This is a genomic window from Acidobacteriota bacterium, from assembly GCA_018001935.1.
In the GTDB taxonomy this organism is placed as follows: domain Bacteria; phylum Acidobacteriota; class JAAYUB01; order JAAYUB01; family JAAYUB01; genus JAGNHB01.
Genome location: JAGNHB010000050.1, coordinates 11,650 through 28,931, shown reverse-complemented (window position 1 = coordinate 28,931; position 17,282 = coordinate 11,650). Strand labels below are relative to the sequence as shown.

The window sequence follows — 17,282 nt, the reverse complement described above, 5'->3', positions numbered from 1 at the left end:
AAAATGCTTGACAGGGCCGGTTCCGGAAATTATGATTGGGTAAAAATGGTCATTATTGGTCGGGATTGGCCGATAATGGATTCATGAGGGGAGGGGGCGGGGTTTTTTGTCCCTGGTGACAGGCAAACGGTTCGAACAGGAAACAGCGATGTTCAGGGGCCGGGATCAAAGCACTATCGACAAGGCCGGGCGGCTGAAAGTCCCCGCGGCGATGCGTCGGAAACTCCTGGACGCGTTCGGCCCCGACGTGTTCATGACCCTTTACCCGATCCAGCCGGGCCGGCTCAGCATCTTCCCGCTGAAAGTCTGGGTGGAGAAGGAAAAGATGGTCCAGGCCATCCCCGATTCCGTGCCCGAGAAGCACCAGTTCCTCGACTTCGTCAATTATTGGGGTGACGATCGGTCCCTGGACGACCAGGGGCGGCTGACCATCCCCCTCCACATCCTCAAGAAGCTGGGGCTGAACGGGGAGGTGACGGTCATGGGCGGGATTGACCGCCTGCTGGTGATGACCCCCGAAGAGGCGGACCACCTGGCGCTTGACACGCCCCCGGCGCCCCAGTTGTTCGAGACCTTGCGGCAATACGGAGTCTGAGCCATGGTGAGCGCCGTCCTGACCCCCGACACCCTCTCCGTCAGCCGTCGGGACCACGTTCCCGTCCTGGCGGAGCCCGCGGTCTCCTCCCTGATCACGGACCCGGCAGGGACTTACGTGGACGGGACCGTCGGTCTCGGCGGTCACGCGCTCCGCATCGCGGGGCGGCTCGAGGACCCCGGCCGTCTCATCGCGGTGGACCGGGACGAGGCGGCACTGGCGGAGGCGAAGAAGCGGCTGAAGTTCTTCGGTGAGCGCGTGACCTTCTTCCGGGACAACTTCCGCAACGTGCCGCTGATCCTCAACCGTCTCGGGATCCAGCGGATCCACGGGCTGCTGCTGGACCTGGGCGTCTCCTCCCTGCAGCTGGACGACCCGGAGCGCGGGTTCTCCTTCCAGGCGGACGGCCCCCTGGACATGCGGATGGACCGCTCCCGAAAGACCTGTGCGGCGGACCTGGTGAACGGGCTTCCGGAGTCGGAGCTGGCGGACCTCTTCTACCGCTTCGGGGAGGAGCGGAGGTCCCGGGCGATCGCGCGGAGGATCGCCGAGGCCCGGGCCGTCCGGCGGTTGAACTCCACCCTGGAGCTGGCCTCCCTGGTGGAGAGCGTGATCGGCCGCCCGCCGAACAGCCGGATTCACCCCGCCACGCGGGTGTTCCAGGCCCTTCGGATCGCGGTCAACGAAGAGCTGGAGAAACTGGGCGAATTCCTGGAGGAGGCGGCCGGCGTCCTCGTCCCGGGGGGGCGCCTGGTGGTGATTTCCTTCCACTCCCTCGAGGACCGGATCGTGAAGAACACCTTCCGCCGCCTCGAGGGGCGCTGCGTCTGCCGGATGCCGGTCGGGCTGTGCCGGTGCCCCCGTGCGGCCCAGGCGCGGGTGCTGACCCCCAAGCCCCGCGAGGCGGACGAGGATGAGGTGGCCCGCAACCCCCGATGCCGGAGCGCCCGGATGCGGGTGCTCGAAAAGTTGCCGCGGCAGGCCGCCGGCGCCCCCGGCGCCGAACCGCCGCGGGTTCGCTAAAGGAGAGGGATCATGGTGGGTTTGATCAGCGACAGAGCCATCGAGAACTTCACCGTGGCGGCGCCCCGCCGCTCGGGAACGGGGGAGATCCGCATCTGCGGAGCGGGGATCTTTCTCGTCCTGGTCCTGCTGATGACGTACATCTACATCCCGAACCGCATCCTGAACACGGACTACCGGATCGAGACGGCGAAGAAGGACATCTCCCGCCTCTCCCTCGACAACCAGGTCCTCCGCATGCGCGAGTCGGAACTCCTGTCGGTCTCCCGCCTCGAGGCGGAAGCCGGCCGGTTGGGGATGGTGGCGCCGCAGGTTTCCCAGATCCGGTTCGTGGAGAGCGACCAGCCTCTCGACGGCCCCGCGGGCCGCATGGCCTTCGCACCGGAGACGAACCACTCGGTGCACTACCCGGATTGATGACGCTCCGTACGCCCGCGGGGCGCCGTTTCGGACCCTTTCCCGCGTCAAGCCGGCCCCTGGCCGGCCTTTGGGTTCTTGGAAACCCCGTTGCCGCGGGGGTGGGGAGGGAGGGGCGAAGCCGTGCCCGGAAGGGCCGGCGAGTCGGGGATCGAGGTGAGTGAGGCGTGGCGGTTCCGGCTTTCGATCACAAGCGGATCAGGTTCTTCGTCCTGCTGGTTCTGGTCTGGCAGGCCGCGGTGCTTTCCAAGGTTTTCTACCTGAAGGTGTTCAAGTCGGACTACTACCTGCAGCGTGCCCGGGGGCAGAAGGAGGACATCATCGACGTTTCGGCGCCGCGCGGGCGCATCCTGGACCGCACGCTCCAGCCCCTGGCCGTGAGCGTCCCCTACGACTCGCTCTACGCGTACACCCCCAACGTGACCGACAAGGCCCGCACCGCCACGGAGCTGGCCCGGGCCCTCGGCATGGGCCGGGACGAGGTCCTGTCCAAGTTGGGGCCGAACCCGAAGTTCCGGTACATCAAGCGGTTCATCACGCCCGAGGAGCGGGACCGCGTGATCGCGCTGAAACTGGACGGGCTGGGTTTCATTCGGGAATCGAAGCGCACCTACCCCAACCGGACCCTGGCGGCCCACGTCATCGGGGCCGTCTCCTTCGCCAGCGGCCGGGAGGTGGGCCTGGAAGGGGTCGAGCGCCACTACGACCGGGACCTCAACGGTGCGGCGGGGCGGATGTTCATCATGCGGGACGGGATGAGCAACATCCTGACCACCAGCATGATCAAGCCCGCGGTCCCGGGCCGTGACCTCGTGCTCACCATCGACAGCGAGATCCAGCACATCGTCCAGCGGGAACTGGAGAGCGCCATGAAGACCAACGGGGCGAAGGCGGGGATGGTGGTGGTCCTGGACCCCTGGGACGGCCGGGTCCTCGCCATGGCCGCGGCGCCCTCCTTCGACCCCAACAGCCTCAAGGACGCCGACCTGGCGCGGCTTCGCAACATGACCATCGAGAGCTATTTCGAGCCCGGGTCCACCTTCAAGATCGTGGCGACCTCGGGGGCGATCCAGGAGGACATCGCCCGGCCCGACGAGGTGATCCACTGCGGGAACGGGTCCATCACGATCAACGGCCACACGATCCGCGACCACCACGCCTTCGGCGCCCTTTCCTTCCCCGAGATCCTGGCCAACTCCTCGGACGTGGGGGCCATCCGGCTGGGGATGCGCCTGGGGAACGATCGGATGTACGGTTACATCCGGAAGTTCGGCTTCGGGGAGAAAACCGGGATCGACCTTCCCTCGGAAATCCCGGGCTTCGTGGCGAACCCGAGGCGCTGGAGCGGGATCTCCATCGGGGCCATCTCCATGGGGCAGGAAGTGGGGGTGACGGCTTTGCAGGTGACCCGGGCCATGGGCGTGATCGCCAACGGCGGGTACAAGGTGCAGCCGCGCATCGTGGACCGGGTCCTCGACGCGGACGGCCGGCTGGTCCAGTCCGCGGAAGGGGTCCGGACCGCCGTCCTTTCGGGGCCCAACGCCGCCATCATCCGGGAGGCCCTCTGCTCGGTGGTGGAGAAGGGCACGGGCAAGCGGGCCGCAATCCCCGGTTTCCGCGTGGCCGGGAAGACGGGGACCGCCCAGAAGTTCGACTTCGAGCGGCACTGTTACTCCCCCACGGAGTTCGTGGCCTCGTTCGTGGGCTTCACCCCGGCGGAGAAGCCCGCCTTCGTGATGGGGGTGGTCTTCGACGCCCCCCGGCCCTACCACGGCGGCGAGGCGGCGGCCCCCGTCTTCTCCGCCATCGGGCGCCAGATCCTGCTCCACATGCGCATCCACCCGAACCAGCCCATCGCCTCCCCGTCGGCGCCGCCGAAGAAGGAATCGCGGAAGGAACCCCCGACGGACCTGGTGGATTTCAAGCCCCCCGCCGCCCCGCCGGTGCCCGACGGGGCCAACCCGTCTCCCGCGCGGACCGTTTACTTCACCGAGGACACCGTGACGGTGCCCGACTTCCGCGGAAAAAGCGTCCGGGGGGCGCTGCAGGAATGTGTCCGCAATCGCCTGGTCCTGCGGCCGGAAGGGTCCGGCCAGGCGGTCGGGCAGAAACCCGCGCCCGGGGCCCGGGTGATGGCGGGGACCCCGTGCGAGGTGCGGTTTGCCGTGTGCCCCGGGACCGGGTCGCCGGCCCCGCCCCCCGCGGCGGCGCCCGCGGGGAAGGCCGCCCGGGACGGGAAGGGGAAGCCGGCGAAACCGGCGCCGAAGAAGCCGGGGGCCGTCCTGGCGCGGCGCTGACGCGGGCGGGGAATCGGAAACGAACGGAGAAGGCATGGACCGACCGATGGAAACGACGATGCGAAGCTTGAGCGCGGACACCCTCGCCGGCGCGATCACCGGCGCGCGGGTGGAAGGGGACGGCCGGGCTCTCCTGAGCGGCATCACCCACGACTCCCGCCGGGTGACCCCGGGCTGCCTCTTCGTGGCGGTCAAGGGGGCCCGTTTCGACGGGAACGGTTTCGTCGCCCGGGCCGTGGAGAACGGGGCCGCGGCCGTGATGTCGGAATCGGCGCCTCCCGGGGACACCCCGTCACCCCGCGCCTGGATCCGGGTGGACGACGTCCGCCGCGCCATGACCCTCGCGGCCTTCGAGCTGTCCGGCCGCCCCGATACCCGGGTCCCCTTCCTCGGCGTGACGGGGACCAACGGTAAAACCACCATCACCTACCTGCTGGAGCGGATCTTCCGGCATGCCGGGATGTCCCCCGGCGTCCTGGGGACCGTCAGCTACCGCTACCGCGGCGAGGAGGCCCCGGCCGCCCGCACGACCCCCGAGTCGCCGGACATTGCGGCGTTCGCCGCCCGCGTCGCCGGGACCGGCGGGGGACCGTTCATCATGGAAGTCTCCTCCCACGCCGTCTCCCTGGCACGGGTCTACGGGGTGCGCTTCCACACCGCCCTCTTCACCAACCTGACCCAGGACCACCTGGACTGGTACGGCACCATGGAAGCCTACGCCGACGCCAAGCGCGCCTGGTTCGACGGGCGCAACGGGCCGGTCCCGGCCCGGGGCGTCTTCAACCTGGACGACGCGTTCGCCCGGGACCTGCACGCCGCCTTCACGGGCGAGCGGATCGGGACCTCCGTTGCGGGCCCCGCGGATTTCCGGGTGAGCAGCTACGACTTCACCCCGGGGGGGATGTGCCTGACCCTGGCGTGGGCCGGGCGGAGCGCACAACTCCGGACGCGCCTGACGGGGCGCGGCAACCTCCACAACGTGCTCCAGAGCTTCGCCGCGGCCGTCGCCTTCGGGGTCGACCCCGCCGCGGCCCTCGAGGCCCTGGCCGGCATGGACGCGGTCCCGGGCCGGCTGGACGAGGTGGTGAAGGGCTACCCTTTCCGCGTCTTCGTGGATTACGCTCACTCGGAGGACGCTCTGCGAAACGCGTGCGCCATCCTCCGCGAGATCACCCCGGGCCGCCTGATCGCGGTGTTCGGCTGCGGCGGCGACAAGGACCGGGGCAAGCGCCCGCGGATGGGCCGCGCGGTGGCCGAGGCGGCCCACGTGGTGATCGTGACGTCCGACAACCCGCGGTCGGAGGACCCGGAAGCCATCATCGACGAGATCGTTCCCGGCATCCTGCAGGTGCGCACCGACTACCTGCGGGAAGCCGACCGCCGGCGGGCCATCGAGCGGGCCGTCGCCGACGCCCGCCCCGGCGACACGATCCTCCTGGCGGGGAAGGGTCACGAGCGCGAACAGATCATCGGGGGCCGGGCCATCCCCTTCCACGACGGGGAGGTGGCGGCCGAGGCCGTCCGAAGGGCGTGGGGGGTGCCGTCATGACGTCTCCCCGCCTGACCCTCTTCCAGTTGGCGGAAATCCTCTGCGGGCGCCTGACGGGCGCGGACGCGGACCGTCCCGTGGCCGGTCTGGCCATCGACACCCGGAAAATGGAGGCCTACGAAGTGTTCTTCGCCGTCCAGGGGGAGAACACCGACGGACACCGCTTTCTGAACGCCGCCTGGGAGGCCGGCGCGGCCGGGGCCGTCGTGTCGGCGGACCGGCAGTGCGAGGACATCCCGGAACTCCCCCTCATCCACGTGGACGATCCCCGCGAGGCGCTCCTCCGCTTCGCCCGCTGGCGGATCGAAAACTGGCCGGGGCGGGTCGTCGGGGTCACCGGCAGTTCGGGGAAGACCACGACGAAGGAGTTCATCGCCGCCCTCCTGCGGACGCGCCGCAAGGTCTTCCGCACCCCCGGGAACCTCAACAACACGCTGGGGGTCCCCCTGGCCCTCTTCCACCTGGACGACGCCGACGAGATGGCGATCCTGGAGATGGGGATGAGTTCCCCGGGCGAGATCGCGGCCCTGTGCGGCGTCGCGGCCCCCGACATCGCCCTGGTCACCAACGTGGGGAGCGTCCACCTGCAGTTCTTCCCCGACCGGAACGCCCTGGCCCGGGCGAAAGAGGAGATCGTGCAGGGGATGAAACCCACCGGGACCTTTGTCTGCAACACGGACGACCCCCTCGTGATGGCCATGGCCCGACGCTCGTCCGCGGCCAAGCTGTTCTTCGGGACCGACCCGATGGCGGACGTGCGGCTGCTCGGCTGGCGGGTGGAAGACGTGGACCGGATGGCGGGGTCGCTCTCCTGGGGTGGCCGCATCCACCGGCTCCGCCTGGGGATGACCGGGGTGCACGCGTTCATGAACCTGGCGGCGGCCGTGGCCGTCTGCCTGGCCGCGGGGCTCGACGACGCGTCCATCCTGGAGGCGGCGGAGGCGCTGGCACCCGTGGGGATGCGCGGGGCCGCCCTGCGCCTGGCCGGCGGGGTCCGGGTCCTGGACGATTCCTACAACTCGAACCCCGAGGCCATGCGGTCGGTCCTGACCACGCTGGGCGCCTGGGAAGGGCGCCCGGAGACGCTGCTGGTCGCCGGCGAGATGCGCGAGCTGGGGCCCGGTTCCGCCGACTTCCACGCGGAGATCGGGCGACGGGTCGCGGAACTGGGGAACGTCCGGCTGGTGGGGGTGGCGGGAGACGCCCGGGAGATGGCGGCCGAGGCGGAGCGCCTCGGCATCCCCGCCGAATTTCACCCGGATGCCGCCGCGGCGACCCCGGCGGTGATCGAGGCCGTCCGGCCCGGGATGCTGGTGGTGGTCAAGGGGTCCCGGGGGGTGGGCCTGGAGCGCATCGTCCGGGCACTCGAAGGGAGCCTGGGGCCGGACCGGACGGAGGCGGAACAATCGACGGCAGAGGGTGGACAGTGATGGCAGAACCCGTGGAAACCTACGTGGTGATGGGGCTGGCCCGGAGCGGTCTGGCGGCCGCGCGCCGCCTGCTGGACGAGGGGGCGGCGGTCCGGGCGACGGACATCAAGCCGCGCCCGCAGCTCGAGACGGAGGCCGCGGCCCTGGAGGCGGCGGACGGCGGCGCGGGCCGGTTGACCCTCACCCTCGGGGAACACCCGTCCGGCCTGCTGGACGGGGCCCGCGCCGTGATCCTGAGCCCGGGAATCCCGCTGACCGTGCCGTTCCTCGCGGAAGCCTCCCGCCGGGGCATCCCCGTCTGGAGCGAGGTGGAGTTCGCCTTCCGACGCCTGAAGGGTGTGTTGGTGGGCATCACGGGCTCCAACGGGAAGAGCACCACCACGGCCCTCACCGCGCACGTCCTGGCGAACGCGGGTCGACGGGCCGTGGCGGCGGGCAACATCGGGACCCCGCTGAGCGAGTTCATCCCGGAGGACGCCCCCGAGGCCGTTTACGTCACCGAGTTGTCGAGTTTCCAGCTGGAGTCGGTGGACACCTTCCGGCCGCGGATCGGCGCCATCCTCAACATCACCCCGGACCACCTGGACCGGTACCCGTCCATGGCGGAGTACGAGGAGGCCAAGTGGAACCTCTTCCGCAATATGGCCGAGGGGGACGCCGCGGTCCTCAACGCGCGGGACGGGCGTCTCGCGGAGGGGGTGGTGCGCCTCGAGGGCCCCGTGTACTGGTTCGACGCCCGGCCGGCCGTCCCGAAGGACCTGCTGAAGGGGGCCGGGGTTTACGACCACCACATCTGGCTCAACACGGACGGCCGCCCGGTCTGCCTCATGGGCGTGGACGAGGTCCCCCTGCCGGGGCCGCACAACCTCGAGAACGCCCTGGCGGCCGCCGTCATGGCCCGCCTGCTCGGGCTCGACGACGCCCGGGTCCGGGAGGGCATCCGTTCCTTCCGGGCGCTGGAGCACCGGCTGGAGCCGGTGGCGGAGATCGCCGGGCGGCTGTTCGTGAACGACTCGAAGGCCACCAACGTGGACTCCACCCTCCTGGCGCTCAAGTCGTACCGGCGGCCGCTGGTCCTGATCCTGGGGGGCAAGGACAAGGGAAGCCCCTACACGCCCCTCCTGGAGCCCATCCGCAAGGGTGTGCGCCACTGCCTGCTGATCGGGAAGGCGGCGCCCCTCATTGCCGAGGCCCTGGGCCCCGGGCTCCCCCACTCCTTCTGTGAAACCCTCGAGGAGGCCACCCGGCGCGCTTTCGCGCTGTCGGAACCGGGGGACGCCGTTGTGCTCTCCCCGGCGTGCGCCAGCTACGACATGTTCGACAACTTCGAGCACCGCGGCCGGGTTTTCAAGGAAACGGTCCGCGCCCTGGAGGGCGAAAACGACGGTTCGGGCGGGAAAACCCCATGACGGAAAGAAACTGGAACATCCACCAGGGGCTGCTCTACGGGACCCTGCTCCTCCTGGCCTTCGGCCTGGTGATGGGGTTCAACGCCTCCCTCCAGGTGAGCCAGGCGAAGTTCAAGTCCCCCCACTACCTTTTCCACAAGCAGCTGGTCTTCGCCGCCCTGGGGATCGTCCTCCTCTTCTTCGTGATCCAGGTCCCCATGCGGATCCTTCGGAACCCCTGGGTCATCGGGGGGCTCCTGGCGGTGACCTTCGCCATGCTGGCCGCCGTGTTCGCGGGGCCCGCCATCAAGGGGAGCCAGCGCTGGATCCACCTTGCGGGCTTGTCCTTCCAGCCCTCGGAGCTGGCGAAGATCATCGCCGTCATCTTCCTGGCCGGTTACCTCTCCCGGTACGGCGACCTGCGGGAAAAGCCCCTGAAGCACCTGCTGCGCATGGGCCTGGTGCTGGGCCCCATGCTGTTCCTGATCATCCGGGAGCCGGACCTCGGCAACACGGTGATGATCAGCGGGATCACGCTCCTGATGTGGTTCTTCGCCGGCCTGCCCTGGCGCTACATTCTCGGGGCGGGGCTGCTGGCCGGGGTGGTCCTCGTGGCGGCGATCGCCGCGTCGCCCTACATGCAGAAGCGGCTCCAGACCTACCTGGACCCTTCGGCCGAAGAGCACTCCCTGGGGCGCAACTACCAGATCAACCAGTCGCTCATCGCCGTCGCCCACAGCGGGTTCTGGGGGCTGGGGCTCGGCCAGAGCAGCCAGAAGCTGTTCTTCCTGCCGGAGCCCCACAACGACTTCATCTACGCCGTGCTGGCGGAGGAACTGGGCTTTTTGGGGTGCGCGGTCCTGGCGGGCCTCTTCCTTTATATCTTCATCCAGGGGACCCGCGTCTCCCTGAAGAACCCGGACCATTTCAGCCGCTGGCTCGGCGTGGGGCTGGTGTCGATGGTGGTCGTCCACGCCCTGATCAACACCAGCATGGTCATCGCCCTCGGGCCCACGAAGGGCATCCCGCTCCCCTTCATCAGCATGGGCGGGACGGTGCTGCTGATGAACCTCGTGGCCATGGGGCTGGTGATCAACATCTCCCGGGAGGAGCCCGCATGAAGCGCGCACGATCACCCCGGTCCGGCGCCTCCGCCGCCTTCCCGGACCTCGCCCTGGCCCGCGGGATCCGCCGGGTCCACTTCGTGGGGATCGGCGGGAGCGGCATGAACGGCATCGCGGAGATCCTCGTCCGCATGGGCTTCAGGGTCACCGGGTCCGACCTGCGGGTCAACCCGGCCGTGGAACGCCTGGCCGCCCTGGGGTGCACCGTGTTCGAGGGGCACCGGGCGGAGAACGCCGCGGGGGCGGACGTGGTGGTGGTGTCGTCGGCGGTCCCCCCGGACAACCCCGAACTTCACCAGGCGCGGGCCGACCGCGTGCCGGTCATCCCCCGGGCCGAGATGCTGGGCGAGCTGATGCGGATGAAGTACGCCGTCGGCGTCGCCGGGGCCCACGGGAAGACCACCACCACCGCCATGGCGGCCCTCCTCCTCCACCACGCCGGGATGGACCCCACCGTGGTCATCGGGGGCCGGCTGAGCCACTTCGACGCGAACGCCCGGCTGGGCCTGGGGCCCTGCATGGTGGCGGAGGCGGACGAGAGCGACGGGTCCTTCCTCAAGCTCTTCCCCACCGTCGCGGTGGTGACCAACATCGACGCCGAGCACCTGGGGCACTACGGCAACATGGGGAACCTCTGCCGGGCGTTCGTGGACTACGTGAACCGGGTGCCCTTCTACGGCGGCGCCGTGCTCGGCATCGACAACGGCCTGGTGCGGGCCATGGTCCCCGTGATCAACCGCCGGTACGTAACCTTCGGGTTCGCCGGCGACGCCCGGGTGCGGGGCGAGAACTACCGGGCCGGCGAAGAGGGGAGCCGCTTCAGGGTCTACCGGGGGAAGGAGGCCCTGGGCGAGGTCTCCCTGGCCATCCCCGGCCGGCACAACGCCCAGAACGCCCTGGCCGTGGTCGCCGTCGGCCTGGAACTGGAGATCCCCATGCGCACCATCGGCGAGGCCCTGGCCCTGTTCCGGGGGGCCGACCGCCGTTTCCAGACGCGGGGCGTGGCCCGGGGGGTCCGGGTCGTGGACGACTACGGCCACCACCCCACCGAGATCCGGGCCACCCTGGAAGCCGCCCGGGGGATCGCCAGGGGACGGGTGATCGCGGTTTTCCAGCCGCACCGCTACTCGCGCGTCCACGCCCTGTGGGACGATTTCTGCGCCGCTTTCGGGGACGCGGACGCCGTCTGGTGCACCGAGATCTACCCCGCCGGGGAGGACCCCATCCCCGGCGTCACCGGCGAGGCCCTGGCGGTGGGGACCCGGTGCCGGGACGGGAAGGCCGGCTTCTGCCCCTCGTTCGGGGCGCTCGCCCGCCGGATCGCCCGGGAAGCCGCACCGGGCGACCTCGTGATCACGTTCGGGGCGGGGAACATACACCAGGTGTGCGGGGAGATCCTGTCACAGCTGTCCGCGGGGGTGGAAAAATGAGCCAGGCCATCGAAATGGGACGGATCCGAAAAGATTACCCCCTGGCCGACGACTCGATGTTTCTCCGGAAGCCGGTGTCCGACGCCGACCCCGGGGAGGCGGCCGGCGGCGGGAGCGTGGTGGCGGGGTTGATCCTGAAGACCCTCCTCGTCTTCCTCTCCGTCGTGGGGATCTACTTTCTCCTGCGCTCCGGCGAGAACCTGGCCTTTTTCGACGTCCGGACCATCGAGGTGCGGGGGGCCGTTCACCTGGGCCCCGACCGGGTCCGGGAGATCGTCCGGAAGGAGTTCCCCGCCAACCTCAACGCCCTCGACCTCGACAAGGTTCGCCGGAGGCTGGAGAAGATCAGCTGGGTCCGGACCGCCCAGGTCCGCAAGGCCTACCCGGACGCCCTGGTGGTGGACGTGACGGAGCGGAAGCCGGTCGGGGTCGCCTGCCTCGGCAAGCTGTGGCTCTTCGACCGGGAAGGGGTCCTGCTGGAGGAGTTCCGTCCCGAGGCCGGCTGGAAGGACCAGCCGCTCCTGACCGGCCTGCTGCCGGCGAAGGACGGGGTCATGCCCGAGGAGAACCGCGAGCGCATCGCGCTCTTCCTCCGGTTCCTGGACGCGGTCGAGGCCGAGGACGTCACCCTGGCGCGGCGGATCTCCGAGATTGACGTGTCCGACCGGGAGGACATCGTCCTCGTGCCCATGGAGGGCATTCCGAGGGTGCACCTGGGCGACGGGAACCACGCGCGCCGCGTCCGGCGCTTCTTCCAGATGCTCCCGCGGATCCGCTCCGAGAACGCCCCGGTCGCGGAGGTGGACATGCGCAGCGACGGGATGATGGTGCTCAAGACTGCCGGAGGGAGATGAGGGTCGACATGACGTTCAGAAAGAAAAAGGATGTGTTCGTTTCGGTCCTGGACCTCGGTTCCACGAAGACCGCCGCCTGCCTGTGCCGCCTCCGGGGCGGCCACCAGCTGGAGTTGCTGGGGCTCGGGGTGGCGCCGTCCATGGGGGTCCGGAACGGGAACGTGGTCGACCTCGAGGAGGCGTCCCTGGCCATCCGGACCGCGGTGGAGAAAGCGGAGAAGGACTCGGGGGCGCGCATGGGGAGGAGCCTGGTGGGGATCAACGGCCGGGGGCTGAAAAGTTTCAACAGCCGCGGTTCCGTCTCCCTGGGGGGCGCACCGCTCCCCATCACCAACGCCCACGTGACCAAGTGCGTGGACGCCGCCCGGAACATCTCCCTCGCCGGGAGCCAGCAGCCCGTGCACGACGTGATCCGGCACTGCATCGTGGACGACGAACTGGAGGTGGACAACCCCATCGGCATGGTCGGGACCCGGCTCGAGGTCGGGTTGCACATCATCACCCTCCCCCGGACGCAGACCGTCCACTTCACCAAGGCCGTCAACCACGCCGGGATCCACGTTTCGCGCCTGGTGGTCCAACCCCTGGCCGGGGCCGACTCGGCGCTCAAGCCCGAGGAGAAGGAGTTCGGGTGCCTCCTCGTGGAAGTCGGCGCCTGCGCCACGTCGGGGGTGGTTTTCCAGAAGGGCAAGATCCAGCACAGTTTTTCCATCCCCGTGGGCGGGGAGCACTTCACGCGGGACATCGTCACGGGGCTGCGGACGACCCTCAAGGAAGCCGAGCACGTGAAGTGCGAGTCGGGGGTGATCGAGTCCCGGACCGTCGAGCCCGACGAGACCCTCGAGATCGTCGGGGCGGGGTCGGGGAAGTCCCGTCGCGTGGCCCGGCAGGTGCTCGCGGAGATCCTCCAGCCCCGGAGCCAGGAGATCCTCGAGTACATCCGCGGCGAGCTGCGGCTGGCCGGCTACGAGAGCGCGCAGATGTCGTCCGCGGTCTTCTGCGGCGGCGGGGCCATGCTGAACCAGTTCGTGACCTTCGCCGAGGGCTTCCTCGACATTCCCTGCCGGCTGGGGCACCCGGCGGTCCCCGAGGGGTGGCCGGAGAGCCTCTCCACCCCGGCTTACGCGGGCCTGGTGGGCCTGGTCCTGCGGGCCCGCATCGCCCAGGCCCAGCGCGACCTTCCCTACGCGGAGCGCCTGGCCGGGGGCGAGGGGATCCTCAACAAGACCTCCGGCCGCTTCCGGAGCTGGTTTCAGGAATTCTTGAGTATTTAGAATTCAGAATTCAGAATTCAGAATTCAGAATGAATGGAGGGAAAGTGAGATGAGGGCGGGGGCGGCGACATTCGAGGATTTGGTGGTCTGGCAGAAAGCTCACCAGTTCGTGCTGGAAATATACCGCTTGTCCCAGGCGTTTCCGAGATCCGAACTGTACGGCCTGTCCTCTCAGATGCGTCGAGCCGCCGTGTCGATCGCCGCAAATGTTGCAGAGGGATTTAAAAAACGCGGTAAATCCGACAAGGTCCGGTTCTTTAACATCGCGCAGGGGTCTCTCGAGGAATCCAGGTACTACCTGATTCTTGCACGGGATTTGCAGTATGGTGACATTTCGGCAGGAAAGCTCTTGCTGGAGGAGACCAGCAAACTGCTCGAATCCTATTCACAAACCATTCTGAATTCTGAATTCTGAATTCCTTTGACGAATGAATACAACTTACGATATGCCAGGAGGATGCCCATGGAAGAAATGACCAGTCACGCGAGCCGGCTCTTCACGTTCGAGGACGAGATGAAGCCGGGGGCCAAGATCAAGGTGGTCGGGGTCGGCGGCGGCGGCTGCAACGCCGTAAACCGGATGATCCAGGCCAGCCTCGAGGGGGTGGAGTTCATCGCCTGCAACACGGACGTCCAGGCCCTGGACAAGTGCCAGGCGCCCGTGAAGCTCCAGATCGGGTCCAAGCTGACGAAGGGCCTCGGGGCGGGGGCGAACCCCGACATCGGGCGGGACGCGGCCCTGGAGGATTCCGAGCGGATCCTGGAGTCCCTGGAGGGGGCCGACATGGTCTTCATCACGGCGGGGCTCGGCGGCGGGACGGGCACCGGGGCCGCGCCGGTGATCGCGTCCCTGGCGTCCCAGCTGGGGGCCCTCTCCATCGCCGTGGTCACCAAGCCGTTCTCCTTCGAGGGGAAGAAGCGCCGGACCCAGTCCGAGATGGGCCTGAAGGACCTCAAGGACAGCGTGGACACCATCATCACCATCCCCAACGACCGGCTGATGATGGCCCTCGACCGGAAGACGCCGCTGTTCCGGGCGTTCTCCCTCTGCGACGACGTCCTCCGCCAGGCCGTCCAGGGGATTTCGGACCTGATCACGGTCCCGGGCATGATCAACCTTGACTTCGCCGACGTGCGGGCCATCATGTCGGGCATGGGCATCGCCCTGATGGGCATCGGCCTGGGCGAAGGCGAGAACCGGGCGGCCGACGCGGCCCGGATGGCCATTTCCAACCCCCTCCTGGAGGATTCGAACATCAAGGGCGCCAAGGGGATCATCTTCAACCTCACGGGGAGTCAGAACGTGACCCTGGAGGAGCTGGACGAGGCGTCCCGGGTGATCAGCGAGTCGGCGGACCCCAATGCCAACATCATCTTCGGGGTGGTCTACGACGACAACCTCGGGGAGCGGATCAAGATCACCGTCATCGCCACGGGCTTCGAGCCCGGGGCCGCGATGGTGGCGCCGACGGAGACGGCGGCGGAGCGGGCCGAGGCCGTGTCGCGGCGAACGGAAACCAGCGTCACCGAGAGGTCCCTCATCCGGGAGGAACGCCGGGTCAACGGCCGGATGGCGGTGGGGGCGGAAGACCAGGCGGTCTTCTCCGAAATGAGTTTCATCCCGCGCTCCGAGATGGACGCGGTGAACCTCGACATTCCCGCCTACCTTCGTCGGAAAACGGACTGAGCGTGGCGGGGCGGTCCGGCCCACCCCCGTTGCGCGGTCCCCCGGAAGCGGTTCCCAGGCGAGGGAAAACCCCGGAAGGAAAGGGCAATTGCGTGAAAATAATCGTTGACAACGCCGGTGAAACCGTTTATGCTTCGCGAACAAAGATGGAGCAGGAAGGGAGAAGACTTGCAAAATCAGGGTTCGAGACGGAGAAAAGTTTTTTTTGCAACTCTTCGAAAACCCCCGGATCTATCTTTTGAGGCTTTGGATTGAAGGCTTTTTAAAAAACCATTTTTTTGGAGGTTGCATGATGAAACACTTCAAGTTACTGCTAACCGTCGCGTTAGTGGCCCTCATCGGCGCCTGGACCTTCGCCACCATCGAAGTCCAGACGACGACCCCGAAGGTCAACCCGGACGGCACGAGCGAACTGGTCGGCCAGATGCGGCTGATCTTCTCCGCCCCGGAGTTCGTTCAGACGCCCCCGGACGGCGACACCGCGTTCGCCGTGATCGTGCGCGTTCAGCTCACCCTGAACAAGCGCCTCATGACCGTCGGCGGCCAGGCTGCTTCCGGTTTCGTGCCCATTCCGCTGGTCTGGGAACGTGACACCGGCGCGGCCCCGGTGGAAACCTTCACCGAAGTTGACTCCGCCCGCATCGTCGGCTTCTACTCCGGCGACACCGGCACCGGCGCCAACAGCTACGTTGACCTGCTCTTCCTGGACGACCAGACCGCCTGGCCGATCACCAACACGGACCGCGTCCGCGTGACCATCGGCGCCCCGGCGTTCAACACCAACAACACCGAAGACCCGCTCCAGGGCAACACCCAGATGTGCGTGGACTTCACCCCGGCTCCCGACGAGTTCGCTCCGCCGGAAGACATGTGGAAGGTTGGTATGGATTGCCACGTCGGCACCAACTTCAACATCGGCGCTCCCTACCCGGTGAACTTCCAGCCGGCTTCCCCGTACCTTGCTCAGAAGGGCTCCCCGACCGCCTCCTGCCGCATTTATGCCTGGTGGCCCGGCAAGTCCGACCCCTGCAAGGCGACGTCGGAACTGACCTACGCCCAGAACGCCCCGACCGCCATGTACTGCTCCAACCCCGGCCAGACCCCGCCCTGCTCCGACGGCGAGGCGACCTGGTGGCTGGATTTCTGCTGGGACGACATCGAGTCCGCCCGCGGTCACCACTGGTACGCCATCCGTGAGGATCAGTGCCCCACCGGCCGGTGGCTCTTCTACCCCGGCGGCCGCCTGACCATCACGCTGGACCCCAACGAGCTGGACCCGGTCTACGACTGGAACCCCGGCATCGACTACTGCAACGACTCCACCTACAGCTACCGCGTGGTGGTGATCTACCAGGCCGGCTCCACCTACACCCGTACCGAGCTGTCCCTGGCCGACTTCACCATCATGTCGCCCGACACCTGGGAGATCACCCTCCCGGCCAACATCTACGGCACGTCCACCCACCCGGCCGGCCCGGTCTGCATCGCCATCCGGATGCCCCCGATCGCCTTCAACTTCTGCCCCCTGCTCGACCGGCTCGAGACCGACTGCGTGCCCTTCACCGTGGACATCACCTTCTCCAACACCGCCGGTTGCTCTTCCGGCACCGTGCTGAACAACTGGCAGGTTGGCAAGGCCTGCGGCTGCCAGGTTGCCCCGATGTCCTATGACATCCCGCTGTACTTCCCCTTCATCCCGCCCGTCAACATGACCGGGATCGCCTGCTACGCGGCCATCACCAACTACGCCGACCAGGCCCTCGACGACGGCGAGATCGATTTCTGGACCGACCAGGGCTCCGGCTTCATCTGGAAGCCGAACTGGAGCGCCCCGACCCCGCTCGGCGGCCACCAGCAGTGGATCCTGAACATGGGCGACGCCGCGTTCAAGGCGAACGTGAAGCCCGTGTCCAGCTCCCAGGCCGACAAGAACTTCGGTGCCCGCAACATGAGCGCCATCGCTTACATGCAGGCGACCGACCCGAACTACCCGTTCGGCTACCTCGGCTACGAGAACGGTTCTCTGGCCGGCGTGGACGCCTTCGTGTGGATCGTCCTCGGCGACACCGCCCAGGGCTATCTGGCGCGTCACCTGGATTTCGAAATGAACTTCTACGGTGGCCCCGGGACCCAGTGGGTTAAGCCCGGCGAAGGCCAGCTTCGCAACGGCAAGAACCGCAACTAGTTCGATCGACCGATAAAAAAGGGCGACTT

At 68.2% G+C, this 17,282-nt stretch carries 14 protein-coding genes; all 14 read left to right on the top strand.

What is annotated here, in order from left to right; all coding sequences use genetic code 11:
• Positions 1–148: 148 nt before the first annotated feature.
• Positions 149–595, top strand: coding sequence for a hypothetical protein (locus tag KA419_16165; protein MBP7867469.1), 447 nt, complete (start codon positions 149–151; stop codon positions 593–595).
• A 3-nt stretch (positions 596–598) separates the two neighbouring features.
• Positions 599–1,618 carry a 16S rRNA (cytosine(1402)-N(4))-methyltransferase RsmH gene (gene rsmH, locus KA419_16160; GenBank protein ID MBP7867468.1) on the top strand — a complete coding sequence of 340 codons (1,020 nt, stop codon included), beginning with the start codon at positions 599–601 and terminating at the stop codon, positions 1,616–1,618.
• Between the two features lie 12 nt (positions 1,619–1,630).
• Positions 1,631–2,035 carry a hypothetical protein gene (locus KA419_16155; GenBank protein MBP7867467.1) on the top strand — a complete coding sequence of 135 codons (405 nt, stop codon included), beginning with the start codon at positions 1,631–1,633 and terminating at the stop codon, positions 2,033–2,035.
• A gap of 167 nt (positions 2,036–2,202) precedes the next feature.
• A complete protein-coding gene (locus KA419_16150) occupies positions 2,203–4,332 on the top strand; it encodes a transpeptidase family protein (protein MBP7867466.1) in 2,130 nt (709 codons plus the stop codon).
• A 34-nt stretch (positions 4,333–4,366) separates the two neighbouring features.
• Positions 4,367–5,881, top strand: a complete 1,515-nt coding sequence (locus tag KA419_16145; protein ID MBP7867465.1) for a UDP-N-acetylmuramoyl-L-alanyl-D-glutamate--2,6-diaminopimelate ligase — start codon at positions 4,367–4,369, stop codon at positions 5,879–5,881.
• Positions 5,878–7,311: a UDP-N-acetylmuramoyl-tripeptide--D-alanyl-D-alanine ligase gene (locus KA419_16140; GenBank protein ID MBP7867464.1), complete on the top strand. Its 1,434-nt coding sequence runs from the start codon at positions 5,878–5,880 to the stop codon at positions 7,309–7,311. Before KA419_16145 ends, KA419_16140 begins: the two co-directional genes overlap by 4 nt.
• Complete coding sequence (gene murD, locus KA419_16135) at positions 7,311–8,720, top strand: UDP-N-acetylmuramoyl-L-alanine--D-glutamate ligase (protein MBP7867463.1); 1,410 nt, start codon at positions 7,311–7,313, stop codon at positions 8,718–8,720. Before KA419_16140 ends, murD begins: the two co-directional genes overlap by 1 nt.
• Positions 8,717–9,820: a putative lipid II flippase FtsW gene (gene ftsW, locus KA419_16130; GenBank protein MBP7867462.1), complete on the top strand. Its 1,104-nt coding sequence runs from the start codon at positions 8,717–8,719 to the stop codon at positions 9,818–9,820. The genes murD and ftsW overlap by 4 nt, the downstream gene beginning before the upstream one ends.
• 53 nt (positions 9,821–9,873) lie before the next feature.
• Positions 9,874–11,253: a UDP-N-acetylmuramate--L-alanine ligase gene (locus KA419_16125; protein ID MBP7867461.1), complete on the top strand. Its 1,380-nt coding sequence runs from the start codon at positions 9,874–9,876 to the stop codon at positions 11,251–11,253.
• On the top strand, positions 11,250–12,107 hold the full coding sequence (locus KA419_16120) for an FtsQ-type POTRA domain-containing protein (protein MBP7867460.1): 858 nt from the start codon (positions 11,250–11,252) through the stop codon (positions 12,105–12,107). Before KA419_16125 ends, KA419_16120 begins: the two co-directional genes overlap by 4 nt.
• Before the next feature lie 8 nt (positions 12,108–12,115).
• On the top strand, positions 12,116–13,381 hold the full coding sequence (gene ftsA, locus KA419_16115; protein ID MBP7867459.1) for a cell division protein FtsA: 1,266 nt from the start codon (positions 12,116–12,118) through the stop codon (positions 13,379–13,381).
• A gap of 49 nt (positions 13,382–13,430) precedes the next feature.
• The gene (locus KA419_16110) at positions 13,431–13,796 is read left to right on the top strand and encodes a four helix bundle protein (protein MBP7867458.1); all 366 of its coding nucleotides are present in this window, start codon (positions 13,431–13,433) and stop codon (positions 13,794–13,796) included.
• A 99-nt stretch (positions 13,797–13,895) separates the two neighbouring features.
• Positions 13,896–15,068, top strand: coding sequence for a cell division protein FtsZ (gene ftsZ / locus KA419_16105; GenBank protein ID MBP7867457.1), 1,173 nt, complete (start codon positions 13,896–13,898; stop codon positions 15,066–15,068).
• Positions 15,069–15,357: 289 nt separating this feature from the next.
• Positions 15,358–17,253 (top strand): hypothetical protein, encoded by a 1,896-nt coding sequence (locus KA419_16100; GenBank protein ID MBP7867456.1) that lies wholly within the window; start codon positions 15,358–15,360, stop codon positions 17,251–17,253.
• The last annotated feature ends 29 nt before the right edge of the window (positions 17,254–17,282 follow it).